Raw genomic sequence first — 22286 nt, 5'->3', positions numbered from 1 at the left:
GCTGTTATAACTATCTTTTAATTTACGAACATCAATTGGCGCAATACTCCGCTTATGTATTACGTCTCCGGAACCTGAATCTGATTGAATATGTCTTCTATTCCATCTGGCTGTAGCGCCCAGCGGTAAGCCATATGCACTTCCCAATCAAATCCATAGTCAGCAAAATCAGCAAGTAGAGTTTGATGCTCTTCAAAGTGCTTTCGAATAATTTTGCTTCCACTTTGTTCTCGGCCTTTGCGAGCAGTTATAAAGTCAATCTTATACAGAAACTCAGCAAGTGATTTAGGTGTGCATTGCTTTTTGTTGGTAAACATATATTTGTGCTGAGACATGAGATTCTTAATTTTCTTAATTAATCGATCTTGAGTGTAGAAATACATCAGACCGTCCTTTTTTTCCTGAGTAGTTGGCTTCATCCCATGCACCAAATGTTCAATTCCCGGTAACTCAGACTTAAACTCATTTATGATGTCTTGCAGGCGTTCACGCGAGTAGTGCTCGAAAGTACTTCTGAGGTGCTCAGTGGTGATAATCTCAGAATTCTCCCTGTGTGCTTCCTGCGCCGCCGAGGTCAAGAGTTTGATCAGATCGCGAGGTCGACGGCGGATGAGAGAGAGAAGCACCCGGTGAACGGGTACATTGCTCCATTTGCCAGCGCCACTAAAGCGCATTTCCATAATTTTCTGTAGCTTTTGGGATATTTGAATTTGCGTTTTATTCTGCCAGCTACCTTCGTGGAATTCATTCCCGAAAAACTTTTCCACGCGTTTCACGATTAAAATGAGGATGTCGTGATTGTCCCAATTTAACCAAGTAATGTAGCTCTGACTCTTGTCAGTCGATTCATCACTCGTTCGAACAAGGTGATACACATCTGTGCGTAACCCAATTCGGAAGTGGACACTGCACCCTTCTTCTCGCAAATCGTTGATCAGGTCGCGGACGGCGTTAATTAACGCAGAAACTTTTTGAATATCGAACTTCGATGCTGACCAACCACGGTCAATATAGTCGATGTACACCCTAACTGTTTTATTAGCTGCAAAGTTCAAAATTGCTTTATCGGCAACGTGTATTTTATCGTTTTTTACTCGCTCAACAATACTAGCCAAGGCTTTCCCAAACTGACCTAATGCGGACTTCACTGCTGTATCGCTACCTTCCAGAGGTTCAAAGTAGGATTTCGCGATGGACAGAATCATCAGCCGCCTCAAGCCCATTTTCCAAGCCTCAATCAACTCCAAAAACTGCGCATCGTTATTTAGCGAAATCAGTGCGTGAAGGTCATTTGGTTTGAGCGAAAGCGACAAGACTCCTTGGTCAAGATCCTCAAAATGAGCCATTCTAAGTAAAGCACTCTTACCAACACCTTTGTGACCAACTAGTATTCGAATGGGCAAATCAGACCTTATACTCTCATAGGCTTTATTTCGAACAAACCATTCCTTCAGCCTTCTCGGCTCTTCATCTTCGGCAGCTTCGGCACCAAATAATTTGAAGATATTTTCGTCTGAAAATGTCGGCATTGGACTTAACACCTATTTTTTTGCCGGGGTTGATTCTGATTAGTTTTGATTTGCATATGCATCAGAATGGTTAAGCCTCTACAATATCAATGTTAGTGGGAAAGCACACTTAAAAATAGATTACAATAGAAATATTTTCTTCTATTTAGTGCAACTGCCAATCCTTGTTTGTTGGGCCACAAAAGCCCAGCGGGCATGTTCAAATCAACAACACCTGGATACCATTGAGAACGAACACGGTCGCAATCAACCAGTTTCATAACTTCCCATAAGCCTATGGTGCTATCATTTGCATCTCCAATACCAAAGGCCCTGCAACATGCCCATCACCCCGCTTGAAACCGACCTCCTCCTCGTTATCGACGTTCAGTATGATTTCTGTCCCGGCGGCGGGCTGGCAGTAGCCGATGGCGATGCGGTGGTGCCGGAGGTCAATCGGATTGCGCGGGACTTTGCGCATGTGTTGATCACCCAGGACTGGCATCCGGCGGGACATTCTTCCTTTGCGTCCAGCCATGAGGGCGCGGCGCCCTTTTCGCAATTCTCGATGCCTTACGGGGCGCAGACGCTCTGGCCGGATCATTGCGTGCAGGGCACGCGCGGCGCAGAGCTGCATGACGGGCTGGAGCTGCCGCAGGCGGAGATGATGATCCGCAAGGGTTACCGCACCGAGATTGATTCCTATTCTGCCTTTTTCGAGAACGACCAGAAAACCCCGACCGGGCTGGCGGGCTATCTGCGCGAGCGGGGGTTTCAGCGGGTCTTTTGCGTCGGGCTGGCCACGGACTTCTGTGTACGCTTCTCGGCAGTGGATGCGCGGAAGCAGGGCTTTGAGGCGACGGTGATTGAATCCGCCTGCCGGGCGATTGATCTGGAGGGCTCGCTGGCCGCAGCCAAGAGCGAGATGACCGGGTTGGGTGTGGAACTGCTGGAGTCTTGGTAGTTTAGTTCGGTTCCAGCCCTCACCCCCACCCGGCCACCCAACGGAAGTATCATGTGGGTGGCCGGGTGGGGGTGAGGGCTGGCGCCGCAGTACTAATTCAACGACGTATCTCCAAACGCTTCATCCGGCGATGCAGGGTCGAGCGACTGACCCCGAGCAGTTCGGCTGCCGCAGAAACCTTGCCGCCGCAACGCTTCAGTGTCTGTTCGATCACGAGACGTTCCGTGGAGGCCTGATGCGACGAGGCCTCCGCCGGTTCGAGCGTTGCCGTCAGGCGGGCAGGCAATGCTTCCAGACCCACCGTCCGGCCTTCGCTGACCGCAACCGCATAACGCAGGGTCTGCTGCAGCTCGCGGACATTGCCTGGCCAGGGGTACGTCTCGAATAGATGCAGGACGTCCGGCGCCATAAAAAGATCGCGCCCGGCCGCCACGCAGACCTGTTCAAACATTTCGTTGATAAAGAGACCGCGGTCCCGCCGTGCCCGCAATGGCGGGATGACCAGATTCGCCCCGGCGATGCGGTAAAATAGATCTTCGCGGAAACGGCCATTCGCAACCAGTGCCTCAAGATCCTGGTGAGTTGAAGAAATCACCAGAAGATCGAGCGTGATCGGCGTGCCGCCCAGCGGAGTCAGTTCCATTTCCGACAGTACACGCAGCAAACGGGTCTGCAGCTCCAGCGGCATGTCGCCTATTTCATCCAGGAACAGCACGCCGCCGTTGGCCTCGGCCACCTTGCCACGATACCCGCTTTTGGCCGCCCCGGTGAAAGCGCCCGGCCGATAGCCGAACAATTCGCCCTCGATGAGCGTTTCAGGGATGGCCGCACAGTTTACCGCCACGAAGGGTCCCTTCCCGTGCCTGCTGATCCGATGCAGGTGTTTCGCAAAAATTTCCTTGCCGCTGCCGGTTTCGCCTGTGACCAGAATGGGCAAGCCGGCATCCACGATCCGCGCAGCCAGGGTGAAGTTGCGGTCCATCACCGGATCGGTACCGAAGATGACATCCGACTGCCGCGCGGGTTTCGCTTTTTGCCGCGCACCGGTCCTTGCCTTCACCGGCGCCCCGACATCTTGGACATCTTTCGGGCGCGGGTGCCGAAGCGGCTCGCCGTCCGACAGACAGCGCGCGAAAAACCGGCCGGACGTGACATCGCCCAGAACGATGGGCTCTTCGCCTTCGGCACGGTTTCTGACGAACTGATCGACCCGGTCCTTCAGACGGTACTCCATCATCGATCGCTCGATCATGGGATCCAGCAATGTCTTCGCCGTGGGAGACCAGGCCGCGACCCGGCCGCTCGATGACATAGCCAGCAAAGTCGCGCTCGCCAGATCGCTGAATTGAGAATCCTGGGAGAGAGCAACGATTGCGTGGTCCGTCTGAAACTGCGCCATGAAAATCTGGTTCTCGATCCGGCGCGCCGCATTGGCGACAATCTGCATGACCAGTTGCTGTGTCTGGTGATCGGTCGGGCGCGGTGTGGAGACATCGAGCGCCGCCACCAGTTGCTGATCCGGCGAATAGATCGGCGCGACCGTACAGGTCAGCGGTGTGTTGTGGGTCGCGAAGTGGTCGTCCATGACCACCGAAATCGGCTGACCGGTCGCGAGACAGGTCCCGACACCGTTGGTGCCCTGCAGATCCTCTTTCCAGATCGAACCGAGATAGAGACCCGAATTCCGGGCCTCTTTATCGATCTCGTTGGCGCAGCGGACATCGACGGTGATTCCATCCGCGTTGGCCAGCAGCACCACATAATCGAGCTTTGCCAGACGTTCGTGCAGCCGATCCAGTTCCGGCGCAAAAATTGATTTCAGAACGTCGAACTGATCGCGCAGAGGGGCGACCTCTCCATGGCTGAGGATGATCGGCTGTCTGACTTTGTGCGGTTCGATTCCATGCGCAACCACACAGCGCCGCCAGGAGGCTTCAATCGTCCGCGGTATCGAGTTCCGCTGTGCCGGTCTCTTCGGGCTGGGAACCGTGGCATCACGCGCGATCGCGGCCAGCACCCGTTTTACGTGACGTGTTTCCGCACCACCATCCAGGTTCATCGTTTTCCTCCCACGCCGCTTTTTGTGCGACTTGCAGACGGGAGTATAGCACCGCGCGTGCCGGAATCGGAGTCGCTTAAGCGTGATACCAAAGTTGCAGGTGACACAGCCGGCTTGCGACAGGTGTCGCATCTGCAACACTGCGTCACTCCTATCCATTTGAATCTCCAACAAAGCCAGTCTGGCACAGGCTTTGCGGGTGTCTTAGAGCAAAAAAGGCGGGCCGCCGACGGGCGGATACCGTCAAGACATCGCAACAACGGGAGGATCCGCACGTGCAGTTAAACCGCGATGACCTGAAAGAAGCCTATCGGCGCATGTGTCTTATTCGTGACTTCGAAGACAAGGTTCACGATGAGTTCGCCGCTGGGAACATTCCTGGGTTTGTACATCTTTACGCTGGTGAAGAAGCCTCGGCCGTCGGAGTCTGCATGCATCTGGAAGACCGCGACGCCATCGCCTCGACCCACCGCGGTCACGGTCACTGCATCGCCAAGGGCTGCGACGCCGAAGGCATGATGTCCGAAATTTATGGCAAGAAAGACGGCCTTTGCGGTGGCAAGGGCGGCTCTATGCATATCGCCGATCTCAGCAAAGGCATGCTGGGCGCCAACGGCATCGTCGGCGGTGGCCCACCCCTGATCTGTGGCGCGGCCCTGACCGCCAAAACCTTGAAGACCGGCGGCGTGGCCATCGCGTTCCTGGGTGACGGCGCATCAAACCAGGGCACGACACTAGAATCCTACAACCTCGCCAAGATCTGGAACCTGCCGGCCATCTTCGTGGTCGAAGACAACCGCTATGCGGAATCCACTGCTTCCGCCTGGTCCGTTGCGGGAACGCAGACCAAACGTGCCGAAGGCTTCGGCATGCCGGGCACCGAGGTCGACGGCCACGATTTCTTCGCCGTCTGGGAAGTTGCCCGCGAAGCGATCGAGCGGGCACGCAACGGCGAGGGTCCTTCACTCATCCATGTGAAACTGAACCGCTACTACGGTCACTTCGAGGGTGACGCCATCACCTACAAGGGTGACGGCGAAGTCGACAAGGTAAAAGCTGAGCAGGACTGCCTGAAACTCTTCAAGCAACGGGTCGTCGAGACATCGTTGCTGGAGCCCGACGAACTCAATGAGATCGAAACCAGCGTCAAGAGCTACATCGATCAGTGTGCGGCGACGGCAACGAATGGAAGCTCGCCGACGGAAGCCGACCTGATGACCGATGTTTACCTCTCTTACTGACCGGTTCTGACGGAACCACGATCACATTGGATGGGCCGGCTTTAGACACGGCCAGATTGATTAAGGAGTCTTTGAATTATGTCAGTCAAAAGCTATCGACAGGCACTCAATGAAGCGATCCGCCAGGAGATGGAACGCGATGAGCGTGTCATCGTCATGGGCGAAGATATCGCCGGCGGCATGGGCGCTCCCGGGGAAGACGACGCCTGGGGCGGTGTGCTTGGCGTCACCAAGGGTTTAATGCCGCAGTTCGGACGGGAGCGAGTGCTGGACACACCGATCAGCGAGAGCGCCTTCATCGGCTGTGCCGCCGGTGCAGCGGCCACCGGTTTACGCCCGGTCGCCGAGTTGATGTTCGTCGATTTCATGGGAGTCTGCTTCGACCAGATCTTCAATCAGGCGGCCAAGTTCCGCTACATGTTCGGCGGCAAGGCTGTCACCCCGTTGGTCATCCGCACCATGTACGGTGCGGGCTTCAGGGCAGCCTCACAGCACAGCCAGTGTCTCTATCCGCTCTTTACCCATATCCCGGGCTTGAAGGTGGCGTTGCCCTCCAATGCCTACGAAGCCAAAGGGCTGATGACGCAGGCGATCCGCGATGACGATCCTGTCGTGATCTTCGAGCACAAGGCCATGTACGACGAGGAGATGGAAGTGCCGGACGAGGCCTATGGCATTCCCTTCGGCGAAGCCAACGTGACCCGTGAGGGTGACGACGTCACTATGGTTGCCTTTGGCCGCATGGTGAACCTGGCCAACGAAGTTGCCGACAGTCTGAAAGGTTCCGGCATTTCCTGCACCGTGGTCGATCCGCGCACGACCTCTCCGCTCGACGAAGAAACGATCCTGGAAACCGTGTCGGAGACCGGACGCCTCGTGGTCATCGACGAAGCGCATCCGCGCTGCAACATGGCCACTGATGTCTCGGCACTGGTCAGCCAGGAGATCTTCAGCGACTTAAAGGCCCCGGTGAAGATGGTGACCGCACCCCATTGTCCGGTGCCCTTCTCGCCGGCCCTTGAGGACGTCTATATTCCTAGCACCGCCAAGATCGAAGCGGCGGTGCGCGAGGTCGTCGGCAAGGGGCACTAAGCGTCGTTAGAATGAGAGTGTCCGCCCGGTCTGCAGTCATCAGGGATCGGGCGGGACTCACGAACTTCAAATAGATGAAATACGAACCATCCGGAGACTCTGAATGAGTGGACAGATCGACCCAATCGTCATGCCCAAATGGGGTTTGGCTATGGAAGAAGGCATGCTGGTCGAATGGCAGATCGAAGAAGGCACGCAGATCGAAAAAGGGCAGGAAATCGCCGACATCGAAACGACCAAGATCACCAATATCTTCGAGTCTCCAACCAGCGGCCAGATCCGAAGGATTGTTACTTCCGACGGTGAAACCGTACCGGTGGGCTTCTTATTGGCAGTCTGCGCCGGAGACGACGTCAGCGACGCAGACATCGACAGTTACGTCGAAGACTTCAAGGCGAACTTCGTTCTCGAGGAGACCGCAGCCGGCGGTGCGGCGCCTGAAAGCGTGGAGATCGCGCCGGGACAGTCGATCCGCTATCTGACCATGGGTAACGGTGATACTCCGATCGTTTTCGTTCACGGCTTCGGGGGCGGTTTCGACAACTGGATGCTCAATCAGGAAGCCTTGTCCGAAGATCACAAAACCTATGCCATCGATCTGCCCGGCCACGGAGGATCTACAAAACAGGTCGGCGAAGGAGATCTCGCCGCCATGACCGGTACTCTGCATGACTTTATGTCGATCATGAAGATCGAGCGGGCTCATCTCGTCGGGCATTCCATGGGCGGCGGCATTGCACTCAACTTTGCCTTTGACCACCCAGGCCAGGTGGCCAGCCTCTCGCTGATCGCGCCGGTCGGTTTCGGTACCGAGATCAACATGGACTACATCGACGGCTTCATCAGCCAGACACGCGCGAAAAAACTCCGGGCGGTGCTCGAGCTTCTGGTCAACGACCCAGCCGCAATCTCTACGGACATGGTCGAAGATATCATCAAATACAAACGGCTCGATGGCGTTGGCGTGGCGCTCGGGCAGCTTCGGGACAAAATCATGCCGGAAGGCCGTCAGGCATCCCAGCTCAAGGACCGGCTCGATGATCTTGTCGCGCCCGTCCAGGTTATCTGGGGACGGAACGATCAAATCATCCCGTCATCGCATGCGGAAGGCCTGTCCGGGAGAATCAACGTTCAGGTCTATGATGATACAGGGCACATGCCGCACCTCGAACGGGCGAGTGAGGTGAACACCCTGATCGGCGATCTGGCCGCCAGCGTATGATCCAGAGTCTGATTGCTCGTACGGTCAGTGGAGCGTTCTTCCCGTGACCTCCGCACCACTGAACCGCCAGGACCGGGTGTGATGCCCTTGGGGTTCATCGGTTAAAGACCGCTCACGAATGGGAAGAATCAAACCAGCCACCAGAAGACTGTCCGCCAGGTTCGAAAGAGCACCGGCGGACAGCCGGATTGCCGCCGGGGGAAGCCAGTTGGCGAGGGCGTCGTACGCCGGCGTGCTGTCGTTCCGCTGAAAGCCGGCCACGGCATGGAGCAAATCGGCTTCGTCGGGAGAGAGGTTCGGACAGGCCGGACCACGCACATCGACCGTCCGGTCCGCAGCGAAGGCGATGTTCCGCAAGACGGCGTTCAGGCTCTCCGAACAGTCGCGAACACCATAGTGCGCAAAATGGGCCTGCAGCACTGGAAAGGGCTCCTTCTCCTGATGCAGGCAGACCACCCAGCGCCGTGTCCCTTGCAGGATGATCGCTTCGCCGAGCGTCAGATCTTCGGTTCGCTCGACTGCGGCTAAGCCGGCGCCCGTAGATATCCGCGTTTCTTTGGCGGCGGAGCGCAGGATCCTTCCAGACAGGGAATGCCCTGACTTCCGAAGCAGGTTCGCAAAACTATGTGCCTGTCGTGTGAAGGCAGCATCGTGGTCCCGATTGATGAGCCACTGAATGAGCATGGCAGCACGTTCTGTTTCGGTCTGCTGGAATGCGGCCAGCACCGACAGGAAATGCTCTTCGTGGATCGACAGCTGTTCGTCGGCGTAGGCATTGATCCGCAGCGGACACCGGGCTCCGCGTTCTAAACTCTCAATCAGCTGCTGGAAGGTTTCTATGGCCTCCGACACCTGCGCATGACCGAAGACCTTCGTGAAGGTTGCGAAGAGACTGCCGCGGCTTCCCTTGACGCTGTAAGATGCCTCCTGTCCTTCGCTGCCCTGCTCTTCGATCGTATCGCGATTACTGGTATGGCGCTTGCGTAACGCCCAGATCACCAGCGCTTCCGGCAAAGTGAGATCGGCTACGACACGGGCTTTTTCGCTCTCCGAGCGCTGCACACCGCCATCCATATGACCAACTCCTGTCAGTGAAGGGTTTGATACGATTCCAATTTTGATTGAGAATGATTTGCAATTGCATTTGAGTCAAGTGATGTCTGAGATGGACAGCTGCAACGGGCGGATTGTTTTCAGTCGATCAGGAGAGTGACCAGCCAGGGCTGCCAGCTGAGAAGTATCAAGACGAACAGCGTCGTCGCCAGAAACGGCATCAGAGCCTTGAAAAGATCGCCCGGTTTCACGCCGGTCATGGCGGAGGTAATGAACAGCCCCGCCCCCACCGGTGGAGTCAGGAGGCCCAGCACGAGATTGATGCAGACGACCACACCGAAATGGAATGGATCGATGCCATAGTGCTCCTGCGCGATCGGCAGCAGGATCGGCACCACCAGAATAAGCGCGGCAATACCGTCGAGAATCATGCCGACGAACAGCAGCCCAAGATTAACCAGCAGCAGAAAGACGAAGGGATCCTGCGTTACATCCGTCAGCCAGACAGCAATGGCCTGCGGGATCTGTTCGTAAATGATGATCCAGCCGAAGAGGTTGGCGGTCGCAACAATGAACACCACGACGGAAGTGTTGATCGCTGTACGCAGGAAGACCTCACCCAGCCGCGCGAGCTTCAGTTCCCGGTAAACCAGCTTGCCCAGCACAAAGGCAGCCACTGAGGCCACTGCGGCCGACTCCGTCGGCGTCGCGATGCCGGCGAGAATGCCGCCGACGATCACCAGAGGGATCAACAGTGTTGGCAGGCCCATCTTGAGGGCCTGAATTTTGTCGCAGCGCGTCTTCTCAGGGCTGACGGGGTAGTCGTAGCGCGTGCCCAGCAAGGCGATGGCACAGAAGAAACCAGCAGCCATTAGCAGACCCGGGATGATTCCCGCGATGAAAAGGTCGCCGATTGCGATTTGAGCCAGCACACCAAAGATGACGAACAGCATGGAAGGCGGAATTATTGGTGACAACAGGCCGCCGGCCGCGGTCGTGGCCGCAGCGAAGGTCCGGTCGTAACCCTGGCGCTCCATCTCCGGCACCATGGCCCGCGACATAATGGCGATCTGCGCCGCCGCCGAGCCAATGATCGACGCCATCATCATGTTCACGAGCAGATTGATATAGGCCAGCCCGCCGCGGACACGTCCGACGAAGATCCCCGCGAAATCTATCAGGCGCCGGGTGATGCCGCCTTCATTCATCAGCTCCCCGGCCAGCATGAAGAGCGGGATCGCCAGCAGGCCGTAACTTTCCATGCCGGAAAACATCTGCTGGGCATAGGACTGCAGCAGCACCGTCTGGTCCGAGTACCAAATATAGAACAGGGCCGAGACCGCCAATACCAATGCGATGGGTAGACCGACAAACAGCAGCGCGACGAAGATCAGGCCGACCATGATCAGCCCTGCCCCTGCTTGTCAACCGGCCCTGGGTGATTCGGCTCCCGGTAGGGATGGGAGAAACCACCGGCCCGCTCGAAGAGATTTGCAAGCGCATGCAGCAACATCGAAGTCGCCGTGAGGGGCATGACCAGCCAGACAAGGTATTTCGGAACACCGATCGTGTTGGTCGGCTCCTGATAGATGAAATTGAAACTGTCTGCCGAGAAAGCTTCGGCATCAAAGCCTGCTGCCGCAAAAGCCAGAGGGTCGTACCAGAGCCAGCAGAGCACCAGAAGCGTGGCCGCGAACAGCAGGATCAGGAGGTCGACCAGGACGCGGAAAAGGCTGTTGATCCGATCGCCGACGAAAGCCTCAGCAAGCGTGACCGCGATGCCCTTGCGTTGTCTGATCGTGACCGACGCACCGATCATCACCATCCAGATCATGGCATAGATCGCCAACTCGTCGATCCAGTAGATCGCCATGCTCAACGACCGGGTCGTCACATTGACCAGAATCAGCCCGGTCACCGATGCGGCCAGAAAAATCAGCGCATATTTTTCCAGTTGAAGCAGACCTGCGGAGCATCGGCGTAACAGAAACAGCATGGCTTACTTCGCAAAAAAATGGGCGTCTTGCAGAGATCGGCCTATCGCCATGTCCGCAAGACGCCTCATCAGTTCAACAGGTCAATCGAGAGGTGCGCAAGGTTAAAGGCGCGTGAGCTTCAATTGGCTTCCGCCCGCAGAATCTTGACGGCACCGGTCTTCTTTTCCCAGATGCCGTTCCACTTGGCGATGCTGTCGCCGAAGAACTCAGGCCCTACCGTCACCACATTGACCCCGGTCTTTTTGACCTCGTCCAGGAACTTCGCTTCACCGGCGACATAGACATCGATGGTGCTGTCGACGTGCTTGGCCATCAACGTACGGATGGTGGTGCGTTCCTCGCCCGACAAACCGGACCAAACCTTGGCCGAAACCAGACCGACCATCGGGAACATCATGTGATTGGACAGCACGACGGTTTTAGTGTGCTGCCAGTACTTGAGCTTCCAGATCAATTCCAGGTCCATATCGATGGCATCGACTTGACCATTCGCCAGCGCGTCGTAGACCGCGGGCAGCGGCATGGGTGTCGGGGCGGTATCGAGCAGCGTGTAGAAATCCTTGATCGGTTCAAACGGCGTGATGCGGATCTTCTTGCCGCTCAGGCTGGCGGCGTCGGTGACCGCGTCGCGCGCGGCGATTTGCCGGAGCCCCGCCGAGCCGTACCCGACACCGACCACGCCGATTTTACGCGGCAGCTGATCAAGCAGCTTGCGGGCCGGACCGCTGCGCAGCAGTGTCGCAGCCGCAGCGATATCCTTAACCAGATAGGGCGCATAGAAAGCCCCCAGGTCCGGCACCCGGTTGGACACCTCGGCAACGGTCAGAAAGGCCATGTCCAGAGCGCCAGTCTGCAGCTGCTGCAACATCTGGGCTTCGTTGCCCAGCTGGCGGGACGGAAAGACTGCAACACTGTGGGCGCCACCTGTCGCGTCCTTCAGGTCTTCACCAAAGGCACCGGCCGCCTTGGTCCAGACGTGCGGCGGCGGTGTGATCAGTCCCAATCTGAACTCTTTTGCAGCCGCAGGTGCGACTGTAATCGCCGTAAGCGCAGCTGCCGCGATCACAGCACCCACCGATTTAATCGTTAGCTTTTTCCAGACTCTTTGCATCACCCACTCCCTCATTTCGTTTTTATTTCTTGATGTTCCCAGGCGTCAAAAAACGCTCAGATCTCAACCCAGCCGGCCGGCGGCTCCTTGCCCGGATGCAGGCTTCCGCAGCTTTTGCAGGTGCGCTGTTCCTCATTGCCGTAAAAGGCCGAAAACAGCGGCGGCAGATCCTTGACGATGTCCGTCACCTTGGCTTCCACCCGATGGACGAGCGCTCCACAGTCGAAGCAGAACCATTCAAAGCCGTCCAAATCCTCTTCGCGCCGCGTCCCCTCAACCACCAAACCGATGGAGCCCTCGACCGGGCGCTGCGGCGAATGTCTGACATGGGGCGGCAGGAAGAAGACTTCGCCCTCCCGGATCGGCACGTCGTAGATCTTGCCGTCTTCCGCGATCTTTAAGACCATGTCTCCTTTGAGCTGATAAAAGAACTCCTCGACCGCATCGTCGTGGAAATCCACCCGCTGATTGGGACCGCCGATGATCATCACCACCATCTCGGTTTTATGGTCGAACAGCTGCTTGTTGCCGACCGGGGGTTTCAGCAGATGCTGGTTTTCCTCGATCCAGGCCGGAAAGTTGAAGGGTTTGAACCCCGGATGCCTGAGCATAGTTCGCTTCACCTCTCAACGCGCCGCAGCAGCTTGTCAATAGACGGCGACGACAGCGTCACCCCCGTCACACCACCAAATCCTAGCTTGACGCTATTAACCGCTTGATGTTCATTCAAATGAATTAATTCGAATTGGATATTCGTTTTCGGAATAACTGGAGTTCTGCGCAGGGCCATGCCATCCGCCAACAGACACATCAAAATCGCCGAGCGCGTGGCCACCCGTCTCAAGCTGAAACAATTGCGCCTTCTGGTCGCAATCTCCGAACATTCCAGCATCCTGCATGCGGCCGAGACCCTGAATATTTCCCAGCCCGCCGCCACAAAGCTGCTGAAAGACCTGGAAACCGACTTCGACGTTCAGCTGTTCGAACGCACCAACCGGGGGGCCATCCCGACCAGTTACGGCGAGGCCCTGGTCCGGCATGGAAAGCTGATCCTGGCCCAGATCTCCCACGCGGCGCAAGAGCTCGACGATCTGAGCGAAGGCACCGGCGGCCGCATCGTGGTCGGTACATTGCTGGCGGCCTCGGCGCTCTTGCTGCCGGCGACCATCGACCGGCTGCGCGGCCTGCGCCCGAATGTCACTGTGGTCATCCGCGAAGGCACAAACGACCTGTTGATCCCCGCCTTGCGCGCAGGCGAGGTCGATCTGGTCGTCGGGCGCCTGCCGGAGTACCGCTACCGTGAGGACCTGGTTCAGGAAGCACTCTACGAAGAACAGGTCTGTGTCGTCGCAAAGGCCGGGCACCCGCTCACGACAGGCCCAAAGCCAGGCATTGAAGATCTCCTGGACCGGGACTGGATTTTGCCTCCACCGGAAACCACCTTGCGGCGGCAGATCGACAAGGCATTTTTGGATGCCGGTTTCCCGCCGCCCGTGAACGCATTGGAATCCGTCTCTCTGCTCACCAACCGCCAGCTACTTCTGCGCACCGAGATGTTGTGTGTCCTGCCCTATCATGTGGTCGAAGACGATATCCGGCGGGGCGAACTGGCCATCGTTCCCTTCGACTTTGCCGAAGCCTCCGGGCCCATCGGGGTTTCCTATCGCCGGAGTGGGCGGCTCTCACCGGCCGCAGACATCTTTCTCGACGAGTTGCGGATCACAGGTGAAAGCCTGCGCAACCGGCCGGAGTAGCGGCCAGGTGATAACAGGACATAAAATGAAACGCGCCGCCGCAGCCCTGCTTGTGTCCGGCCTAACACTCATGTTGACGACCTCTATTGGTGCGGCAGGCGACAAAACGCTGAGCGTGATTGCAGACCTCGCCGGCCAGTTCTGCGAGACCGGTCTGGAAAGCCCCGAGCAGGTCGCCGCGCAGTTCGGCAAAGTTCTTTCACTCGAAGATCGCGGCGCAAAGGCCGCAGCCTTCCGGCGCAGCCTTAAGCTTCGCCGGGACAACCATTTCTACCGGGTTGATCTCACCGCCTTTGCCGGAAACATCCGGCGGGTTCGGGCGGAAGCCCATCAAGCCCTGGACGCAGGAAAAGACCGCCCGTTCATGTTGGTCGATGTAGACGGAAGCTGCGCGCCGATCCACGGCCGGCAGATCGACTACGACGGGGATGGCCGCGCGGAATGGCTGACTCACTTTGATTCCGCACTGCAGCCAGACGGCACGCGCGAAGCCCTCAATCCGCCGGTGCCCGCAGGCAGCGATCCGGGCGGTGTACTGGTGGTACAGATCGACAGCGGCGTGAACTATCTGCTTCCCGAAATCGCAGAACGGCTGGCCCGCGACGATGAAGGGAAGATCCTGGGTTACGACTATTGGGATCTGGACGCGCGTCCCTTCGACCTCGACACGGCCCGCTCGCCCTTCTTTCCTCTGCGCCACGGCACCACGGTCGCGAGCGTGTTTCTGCGCGAAGCCCCCGCGGCTCGGCTCCTGCCCTACCGCTATCCGCGCCCGGACCTCAGCCGTATGGAAGCCTTGCTGGACGACGCGGCGGAGAAAGGCGCACGCATCGTGATGATGCCCCTGGGCAGCACCCGCGCCGAGGACTGGCAGGCCTTCGCGCAAACCGCCAAACGGCACGGAGATATCCTCTTCATCATCTCAGCAGGGAACGATGGTCGCGACATCGATGCGCAGCCGCTCTACCCCGCCAATTTCCCGCTCGACAATACCATTGTCGTGACCTCGTCGGACTCGTTCGGACGCCTGGCAGAGGGCTCCAACTGGGGACGCGAGCACGTCGATCTCATGGCGCCGGGCGAAGCCGTCGAAGTGATCGACCATCGCGGCGCGCGAGGAATGGCCTCCGGCTCCAGTTACGTAGTCCCGCGTGTCGCCGCCCTGGCGGCGCGCCTGCTGGATCTAAAGCCCGACTGGAATACCATGGCCCTGAAACAGGCGATCCGCAAGCGCACCGGACCGTCCCTCGAACGCGGCAGCGCACGTGTGAACTGGGGTTGGATGCCTAACCCGGCGGATGATGGTTAGACTGACGTCTCGACCTGTGACGAGAGGGCAAAATTTTGAGTTCAGCAGACGCCGCTGAGTTCTTTGGATCTCTGCAAAGTCCCTATTGCTGTTTCACCTTGGACAGGCAAGATGCTTTGAAGTGAGAACTCGGGATGCAGATCGTCATGCGCCCCGGTGTTCTTCGTATCGCCGACAGCTTTGCCGACCGCTCTGAAATGGGAGCCGCCTATTTTGAACAGGATGTGAACCGGACCGCCGGTTTTCTGGGCCTCTCCTATGGCGAACCAAGTCCTTAGCCGAAGAAGCGGCGGGTTGGGCTGCTCTATCGGATCAGGGCCGGGTCTTTCGCCTCTACAACATGCTGTTTCGAGCGCAGCAACTGTCCAAAGATTATCGAATCTACACTGCTCCGATGCGCCCGATTTGGTCGGGACAGACGCGCGATTGGGACAAGGAAAAGCACTTGGCCAGTTGTCTGGTCGAATGCGATTTACCTGAAAATTTAACTTACCAACCGGTAATTCTGTCTCGTTCGGTCACGGCCACCAGTTCTTTATCGCGGCTGAGGCCGGGGTGACGGTGCGGTCATAAAGCGCTCTGCAGCGGGGGCCGCGCGCGGGTTGACCTCTTTGAGTTTTTCCAAAGCTGCCTGCGCGAGTTCCAGGTCTTCGCCCCAGACGCCCGCCTGAATTGCCAGACGCAGAACCTGCAAGTCCTCGGGCGCGTGCTGAAACAGAAAGCGTAAGTGCGGCAACTCCTCTTCGTATCGGGCCGCCATGTGGTAGGTAATCGCAAGTCCGATCCGGCCGTTGAGGGAGTGCGGGTCCTGCTCGAAGGACTCCTGAAACAATGCCAGCGACTCTTCGGTCAGCCTGCGTATGCCGAAGGCCTTTCCGGCCAGATCATATAGCTGCCGGTTGCCACTGCGCCGGCAGGCGGTGGTCAAGGCCTTGGTTTCCTGGTCGTTGAGCGGCCCGCGCCGCCCACGCAGGTTTTCCAGCTGCAAGGTGCAGACCCGCACCGCAGCACCGATTTCCGCGCTTGCATCCGAGTAGCCCGGACCACTACGAGCTGCCAGTTCCGTCAAAGCCCGGGACGGCACCGCTTCGTGACGCCCCTCACCACCAGCCGCCACGATACCCACCAGACGGCCCTGTTCATCGACCAAAGCGCCACCGCTGTTGCCTGGCTGGCTGTGCGCAGAGTGATGCAGCCGGGCCAGCGGCTTACCTTCAGCCGGCAAAAGCGTCACGCCACCCGGATCGTAGGCCCGGATACGCTGGAAAGAGACATCCGCGCCGACGGTAAAGAGTTGCATTCCGGCTTCCGCTGCGGCTGGCTCCAGTACAGGGCCCGGCGGCAGGTTTGGTGCTGACAACAGAATGACATCACCCTTATAGTCGCTGGGCACGACCTGAGCCGTGATCGTGCTACCGTCGGTCAGGAAGAGTTCCACGGACTTCCGGTCCGCCACCGTGTGGCGCGACGTCACCAGTTGAGTTTCGCCGATGCGTACGGCACTGCCCACCGGATCGAAAGCCGAGATCGCAAAGACGGCGTCGCGCGCGGCGCAAACCGCTTCAGGTTGGCGACAAACCTGATCTTGCGCAGACGCGGTAACAGCCCCAAATTCGGCGATAACGGCAACAGCGAACATCACCGCCACAAGCGATCCAGGCGCCAGTTCTTTCCAGGTCCTCATTTTCTTTTTCACCTTTTGCAGAGTCCCTTTTGAGTGACGTCCAGCGGTTTACCTCGACCGCCGAGTCTGCTCTAGTCGCCGAGAAGCAGCAATTGGTAATTGGTTGGATCGGCGAATGCAGTTTATCCCGGCAGTTTTACGAACCCTGTGCCTGGGAATCCTCACCCTGGCTATCGCGGCGACACCTGCGCAAACCGAACACGCGGAGACCGCCTGGCAGGTCGCCTCGCCATCCGTGGTCACGGTTCAGCCAACCTGGCCCGGTTACCAGCGGCCAGGCTTCGGCGCACCGGCAGGCACTGCCCCCGAGGGTTCGGGAGTCGCCATCCTGGAATCAGGGTTGATCGTCACCGCCGCTCATGTAGTCGCCCGCGCCACCGAGGTGGCTGTCCGCGATCATCAGGGCAATCGCGTCGAGGCGGAGATTCTGGCCGTGGACATTGCCAGCGACCTTGCCTTATTGAAGGTAGCAACTCAGACCCTACCGATCACCATCGCAGCAGATCGTCCGGCAACAGGCGCCCATGTCTGCGCCATCGCCAATGCTTTTGGACTGGATCTCAGCATCACCTGCGGGATCGTTTCGGCCAACGCGCGCTCCGGCATTGGCTTCAACCCGATCGAGGATTTCATTCAAACCGACACCGCAGTCAATCCAGGCGCTTCGGGCGGGGCACTTGTCGATGAACAGGGCCGTCTGGTCGGCCTGCTGAGTGCAATCTTCACCAAGGAGTCGGACGCCAATGCCGGCGTCAACTTTGCGGTCTCGACCGAGCTGTTGCTGCGTCGTGTCGAACTCATGCGGGAGACGGAAGGGTCAAAGACGCAGTGATGATCTATCAGAGGCAATCGCTCCTGCTCACGCGAACAAAGACTTTCGCGTGAGCACAGACTCCAATTAAAAGATGTCAGGAACGCGGATGGGGCAGACTCCAGCTAAAAGAAGAAGGCATCGACCGCTGAAAAGTCACGCTCAGATGTTCAGGTCTTCAGGATCCCTAGATTCTGGCGAGGTCGTTATTCAAACATTCAACAACCTCTACTCGGGCCGGATCTCTTAGAATTTTCGCAAACTTGTATTTGAAGCTGCCGCTGGAAAGCTCGACAATTTTGTCTGATACCCAGCTTGGATCAAGCATGGTTTCGGTATTCTCCTCGCTATCTTTCCAAAAGGGCGTTCGGATCCCCGAGGGTGCGACCACAAGAACCTTCCCAAGCCCTTGGTCCCGGACCAGCGACGCCCCCAGCATTCCCATTGCTGATTTCGTTGCGCAGTAAGCCGGTTCGAGCTCTCTGGGAGTGTACTGGGAACTGGATGTAACCAGCATGATCTTGAGAGGGTTCACCGACCTAGCCTTTAATCGTTGAATCAACATCATCGGCGCCAAAAGGCCAACGTTCACCATGGCTCCAAGATCATCATCGCTTAGCGCATCAATGTGTCCGCGCTGAAGGAACCCGGCGGCGTAAACAAGTGTGTTCACATTCTCGAACCTTTCAAGAACGCGATCTATGTCCGTCGCCAGGCGCGCCGGGTCTTGACCGATCGCCAGTTCTTGATAAGCCACCCCATGCAGAGTAGGGATTTTGCGCCCTGTGATGCACACATTGTGACCGTCTGACGTATAGTGCCGCGCAAGTTCAAGGCCTACGCCAGATGTCCCACCGACAATCAGTATGTTTTTTGTCAAAATGATCCGCTTTCCGGACGGTGCCGTTTTGTGTCCGCAACTCAAGGCGAAAGAATCCGACACAGGGGGTTAAGCTATGCGATAGAAGGAGCTCTTTGTCTACGTTGCAAAGATAAGCAAGAGCGTTTGCGACAAGTGGTTCACGTTAATTTTGGCTCGACGCTGCCGTGACGCCGTACCGCGCAAGTGAATGCGGGGCCTATGGGATTACCGGTTCCAGACGGTTCAGCACGGACCTAACGACAGACATTGCCGTCAAGGCCGAGGACTTGGGATTATCCGGTAGAGGATTGCCCTCAATTTTAAAACTGAATTTTCCAAAAGCCCCTTCCGCTTCGATCTCGTGACAATTGGCATCGATGGCGGGATCGGCGATCAGGCGCACCTGGGTTTCATCGAGTCCGGTCCCTGCGAGGGCGATCGTCGCAGCTACATTGGCATTCTTCGGATAGCGCAACGCCGCCTCCCGGGCGGAGCCCTCGAAGTGGCAACCTGGTTTGGTGAGGCGACCCAGATCGAGTAGCAATTCGGCAGGCGTCCCCTTCCAACCGGCAGGTGGTTTCCGTGCGACATAACTGACCCGTGCCAAACCACCGATTTTCGCAGCCGCGAGCGCGTCAATCGCGCCAACCGCTCCAGACAGCAACTCCAGCTGCGCACCGCCAGCAAATGCCGAGGCTTCAAGTATCTCGGCAAGTTCTGCATCTGCAAGCGCCCCGTTCGAAACCGTGATCAAATCCACGCCACGTCGCAGGAAGGCCGCTCCATGGCTACGCAATCCGTCGTGTCCGGCGCAATCGATCGCCAGGTCAACGGCCTCTCCGATGTCGTCAACCCGGACCACCGGGTGGACTTTGGGACCAAAAGCCGTCTTTGCAGCGTCTTCACGGCCTGCACGGCAGACAACCCAAGCGACAGTGACATCGGGCCGATCTGCCAGCTGCCGGACTACATAGCTGGCAATAGGGCCGTGGCCGATCATGGCAATATGCAATGCTTCAATCCTTCCTTCGACAGGCATGCGGCCATGAATCCGGCCAGGCAAGCCCCTGACGGGGATTAAACTGCATCACATACACCTCTTATCTGCTATATATTTTCATTATATCTAGTTTCCAAACCTCTATTTGTTTTGATAGCAGCTTTGCGCAACCCTCGCCTCACGTGCCGCGACGCCGCAACCGGCCGATTCTGCTGTTGGCCGAAAGACTCCAGGGCGGCTATAGCCAAGACGATCGAGTCGCCGGGTTTGATGGATCAAAAAGTGCAAAGTGAGATGATCGGACCCGACCCGCAACTTCAAGCCACGGAGCGGGGTCCTGACCCAATAACAGATACTCCGGCAGCTTCAGACGACGCGCCTATTGGTCAAGCCATCAAGCGCCAGGAAGACGAGCGGCTCCTGCGTGGCGCCGGGCGCTATACTGACGACGTGACGATCGAAGATGCCCTGCATATCATCTTCGTTCGCAGCCCTTTCCCCTGTGGCCGGATCACCGAACTGGAGTGTGGCGAGGCAAGGAGTCTTCCCGGAGTGCTCGCAGTCTATTGCGGCGCGGACGTGGTTGACTTGGGGGAGCTTCCCGTCAACCCATTGCTGGCGGAAGTCAATGCGCCGCGCTATCCGCTTCTCGCCCGGGGCAAGGTAATGGCGGTGGGTGAGCCGGTTGCAGCAGTCATTGCCACCTCCAGTATGATCGCACAGGACGCTGCTGAGCTGGTCATTCTTGAGGTCGACGAAGATTCCGCCATCATGTCGATCGCGGACAGCAAGATAGGCGGAGACCTTTTCAAAGACATCCCCGGCAACCGAGCGCTGCATCAAGTCTGGCAGAGCGGCGAAACTGAAAAAATCTTTGACGAGGCCCCGTTCGTTGTTGAGGCCCGCCTTACACACCCGCGCCTGTCACCGACCTCGATCGAACCCCGCACCACGGCAGCCTCCTGGGATGAAAGGGCGGAAAGCCTGACCGTCTGGCTGTCCTCCCAAACCCCTCACCGGGCACGCAAAGACCTGGCTACGATCATGGGCCTCAGCCCGGATTCGATCAGAGTCGTTTCCCCGGATGTCGGCGGCGCCTTCGGTATGAAAGCATCGCTTTATCCCGAAGACATTATGGTTGCCTGGGCGGCTTGGCAGCTAAAACAACCGGTCCGCTGGACCGCGGCCCGAAGTGAGGATCTGCTTTCGGGCACTCATGGGCGTGGGGCCGAGACGGCAGGTAAACTGGCCATTAACAGCGAGGGGTCGTTTCTTGGGCTCTCCGCTCAAATCGATGTGCCTCTCGGTCATTGGCTCCCGCACAGCGGCGCCGTACCGGCTTGGAATTCCGGCCGTATCCTGCCAGGCCCCTATGACATCGACAGCGCCGATATCGAAGTTGCAGGTTTCCTTACCAATTCTGCGCCGGTCGGTATCTACCGTGGTGCCGGACGTCCCGAGGCGGCAGCCCTGATGGAACGCCTTGTCGAGGAAGCCGCGCGCGCAACCGGCATCGACCCGCTCGAAATACGTTTGCGCAACCTCCTGCCCGCTTCACGCCTTCCCCACGAGGGACCGACCGGAACCAAACTGGATTCGGGCGATTATCGCGCCTGCCTGGAGCGATTGTGTAACATCGCCGGTTACCCGGCCCTGCGCCGCAATCAAGATAGCCGGCGGCAGCAAGGCGAAATCTGCGGAATCGGGCTGGCTTGCTACGTAGAGCCCTGCGGTCAGGGTTGGGAGTCTGCACGCGTGACCCTGGCGTCCGACGGATCGATCTCAGCGGCGACGGGTACCAGCTCCCAGGGCCACGGCCGCGAGACTGCCTTTGCGCAGATCGTGGCATCGGTCTTTGGCTTGGCAGCAGAAGATGTCGCCATCCGGCACGGCGACACTTCGACCGCCCCCAAAGGTATTGGCGCGCTGGCCAGCCGCAGCACCGCGATCGGCGGCAGCGCGCTTTTGTGTGCCGCACGGGAACTGCGCGACGAAACCTGCAATATCGCTGCCATCCAACTGGATACGCACAGCGAGAACCTGCGGCTGACACGCGCCGGTTTTTGCCGCAAAGACGCGCCCGATCGGACTGCGACCTGGACAGCCATCGCCGGTCCCGCAGGTCTGCAGAAGGACAGTGTTTACTCGGTGGAAGGCGAGGCCTGGGGCTACGGTGCCTACCTCGCCGTTGTCGCGATCGATGCGGAGACAGGTGTCCTGACGGTCGAGCATATCTATTGCGTCGACGACGCCGGCACCATCGTCAATCCTCTGCTGGTCGAAGGGCAGATATTAGGCGGGATCGCCCAGGGTCTCGGCGAAGCCTTAATGGAACAGATCGTCTACGACAAAAACGGTCAATTGCTGACCGGTTCTCTGACCGACTACGCGGTTCCGCGCGCATCGGACATGGTACCTGTCACTCTGGACAAGCTGATCACGCCTTCCCCTTTCAACATCCTGGGCGCCAAGGGAGTCGGTGAAGCAGGAACCATCGGCACGCCTGCCGCGATCCTCAATGCCACCCTCGACGCCTTGTCGCCCTTTGGCGTCACCCGGCTCGACATGCCCTTAACAAGCGAAAAGATCTGGCGTGCCCTGCATGATGCCGGGAACTGA

The 22286-nt window shown here is 58.1% G+C and carries 20 protein-coding genes; 9 read left to right on the top strand and 11 right to left on the bottom strand.

Features of this window, described 5'->3' with window-relative positions; genetic code table 11:
- Positions 1–59 precede the first annotated feature (59 nt).
- Entirely contained in the window at positions 60–1529 is a 1470-nt protein-coding gene (locus QMZ18_RS06060) for a hypothetical protein (RefSeq protein ID WP_282605326.1), read from the bottom strand.
- Positions 1530–1848: 319 nt separating this feature from the next.
- Between QMZ18_RS06060 and pncA the strand changes: the two genes are divergently transcribed.
- Positions 1849–2472, top strand: a complete 624-nt coding sequence (gene pncA, locus QMZ18_RS06055; protein ID WP_282605325.1) for a bifunctional nicotinamidase/pyrazinamidase — start codon at positions 1849–1851, stop codon at positions 2470–2472.
- A gap of 97 nt (positions 2473–2569) precedes the next feature.
- Here pncA and QMZ18_RS06050 read toward each other — a convergent pair whose 3' ends face one another.
- Positions 2570–4531: a sigma-54-dependent Fis family transcriptional regulator gene (locus QMZ18_RS06050; protein ID WP_282605324.1), complete on the bottom strand. Its 1962-nt coding sequence runs from the start codon at positions 4529–4531 to the stop codon at positions 2570–2572.
- Between the two features lie 275 nt (positions 4532–4806).
- On the opposite strand from QMZ18_RS06050, the gene QMZ18_RS06045 reads away from it, so the two are divergent.
- From QMZ18_RS06045 to QMZ18_RS06035, 3 genes are all read left to right on the top strand, one after another.
- A complete protein-coding gene (locus QMZ18_RS06045; RefSeq protein ID WP_282605323.1) occupies positions 4807–5772 on the top strand; it encodes a thiamine pyrophosphate-dependent dehydrogenase E1 component subunit alpha in 966 nt (321 codons plus the stop codon).
- A 78-nt stretch (positions 5773–5850) separates the two neighbouring features.
- Positions 5851–6864 carry an alpha-ketoacid dehydrogenase subunit beta gene (locus QMZ18_RS06040; RefSeq protein ID WP_282605322.1) on the top strand — a complete coding sequence of 338 codons (1014 nt, stop codon included), beginning with the start codon at positions 5851–5853 and terminating at the stop codon, positions 6862–6864.
- Positions 6865–6967: 103 nt separating this feature from the next.
- Positions 6968–8086 (top strand): acetoin dehydrogenase dihydrolipoyllysine-residue acetyltransferase subunit, encoded by a 1119-nt coding sequence (locus QMZ18_RS06035; RefSeq protein WP_282605321.1) that lies wholly within the window; start codon positions 6968–6970, stop codon positions 8084–8086.
- A gap of 24 nt (positions 8087–8110) precedes the next feature.
- On the opposite strand, the gene QMZ18_RS06030 is transcribed toward QMZ18_RS06035, so the two are convergent.
- The 6 genes from QMZ18_RS06030 to QMZ18_RS06005 form a co-directional block, all read right to left on the bottom strand.
- Positions 8111–9160: a hypothetical protein gene (locus QMZ18_RS06030; protein WP_282605320.1), complete on the bottom strand. Its 1050-nt coding sequence runs from the start codon at positions 9158–9160 to the stop codon at positions 8111–8113.
- Positions 9161–9279: 119 nt separating this feature from the next.
- Positions 9280–10542 carry a TRAP transporter large permease gene (locus tag QMZ18_RS06025; protein ID WP_282605319.1) on the bottom strand — a complete coding sequence of 421 codons (1263 nt, stop codon included), beginning with the start codon at positions 10540–10542 and terminating at the stop codon, positions 9280–9282.
- A 2-nt stretch (positions 10543–10544) separates the two neighbouring features.
- Positions 10545–11135, bottom strand: coding sequence for a TRAP transporter small permease (locus tag QMZ18_RS06020; RefSeq protein ID WP_282605318.1), 591 nt, complete (start codon positions 11133–11135; stop codon positions 10545–10547).
- Between the two features lie 119 nt (positions 11136–11254).
- Positions 11255–12247 (bottom strand): TRAP transporter substrate-binding protein, encoded by a 993-nt coding sequence (locus QMZ18_RS06015; protein ID WP_282605317.1) that lies wholly within the window; start codon positions 12245–12247, stop codon positions 11255–11257.
- A 56-nt stretch (positions 12248–12303) separates the two neighbouring features.
- Positions 12304–12858 carry a 3-hydroxyanthranilate 3,4-dioxygenase gene (locus QMZ18_RS06010; RefSeq protein ID WP_282605316.1) on the bottom strand — a complete coding sequence of 185 codons (555 nt, stop codon included), beginning with the start codon at positions 12856–12858 and terminating at the stop codon, positions 12304–12306.
- Between the two features lie 8 nt (positions 12859–12866).
- Positions 12867–13037: a hypothetical protein gene (locus QMZ18_RS06005; RefSeq protein ID WP_282605315.1), complete on the bottom strand. Its 171-nt coding sequence runs from the start codon at positions 13035–13037 to the stop codon at positions 12867–12869.
- Here QMZ18_RS06005 and QMZ18_RS06000 point away from each other — a divergent pair.
- The 3 genes from QMZ18_RS06000 (at position 13036) to QMZ18_RS05990 (ending at position 15588) form a co-directional block, all read left to right on the top strand.
- Complete coding sequence (locus QMZ18_RS06000) at positions 13036–14001, top strand: LysR substrate-binding domain-containing protein (protein WP_282605314.1); 966 nt, start codon at positions 13036–13038, stop codon at positions 13999–14001. The two genes, QMZ18_RS06005 and QMZ18_RS06000, sit on opposite strands and share 2 nt — an antisense overlap.
- A 25-nt stretch (positions 14002–14026) precedes the next feature.
- Positions 14027–15310: a S8 family serine peptidase gene (locus QMZ18_RS05995; protein ID WP_282605313.1), complete on the top strand. Its 1284-nt coding sequence runs from the start codon at positions 14027–14029 to the stop codon at positions 15308–15310.
- Between the two features lie 134 nt (positions 15311–15444).
- Entirely contained in the window at positions 15445–15588 is a 144-nt protein-coding gene (locus QMZ18_RS05990; RefSeq protein WP_282605312.1) for a hypothetical protein, read from the top strand.
- 257 nt (positions 15589–15845) lie between these two features.
- Here the strand turns inward: QMZ18_RS05990 and QMZ18_RS05985 are convergent, their stop codons facing one another.
- Positions 15846–16994, bottom strand: coding sequence for a serine protease (locus QMZ18_RS05985; protein ID WP_282605311.1), 1149 nt, complete (start codon positions 16992–16994; stop codon positions 15846–15848).
- Between the two features lie 115 nt (positions 16995–17109).
- Here QMZ18_RS05985 and QMZ18_RS05980 point away from each other — a divergent pair, with 115 nt between their 5' ends.
- The gene (locus QMZ18_RS05980) at positions 17110–17826 is read left to right on the top strand and encodes a S1C family serine protease (RefSeq protein WP_282605310.1); all 717 of its coding nucleotides are present in this window, start codon (positions 17110–17112) and stop codon (positions 17824–17826) included.
- 166 nt (positions 17827–17992) lie between these two features.
- Here QMZ18_RS05980 and QMZ18_RS05975 read toward each other — a convergent pair whose 3' ends face one another.
- Both QMZ18_RS05975 and QMZ18_RS05970 read right to left on the bottom strand, forming a co-directional pair.
- Complete coding sequence (locus tag QMZ18_RS05975; RefSeq protein WP_282605309.1) at positions 17993–18685, bottom strand: SDR family oxidoreductase; 693 nt, start codon at positions 18683–18685, stop codon at positions 17993–17995.
- A gap of 199 nt (positions 18686–18884) precedes the next feature.
- Complete coding sequence (locus QMZ18_RS05970; RefSeq protein WP_282605308.1) at positions 18885–19706, bottom strand: aspartate dehydrogenase; 822 nt, start codon at positions 19704–19706, stop codon at positions 18885–18887.
- A 255-nt stretch (positions 19707–19961) separates the two neighbouring features.
- On the opposite strand from QMZ18_RS05970, the gene QMZ18_RS05965 reads away from it, so the two are divergent.
- Positions 19962–22286 carry a xanthine dehydrogenase family protein molybdopterin-binding subunit gene (locus tag QMZ18_RS05965; protein ID WP_282605307.1) on the top strand — a complete coding sequence of 775 codons (2325 nt, stop codon included), beginning with the start codon at positions 19962–19964 and terminating at the stop codon, positions 22284–22286.

The organism is Pelagibius sp. Alg239-R121, assembly GCF_947331435.1.
Classification (GTDB): domain Bacteria; phylum Pseudomonadota; class Alphaproteobacteria; order Kiloniellales; family Kiloniellaceae; genus Denitrobaculum.
This window is presented reverse-complemented; position numbering and strand designations above follow the sequence as displayed.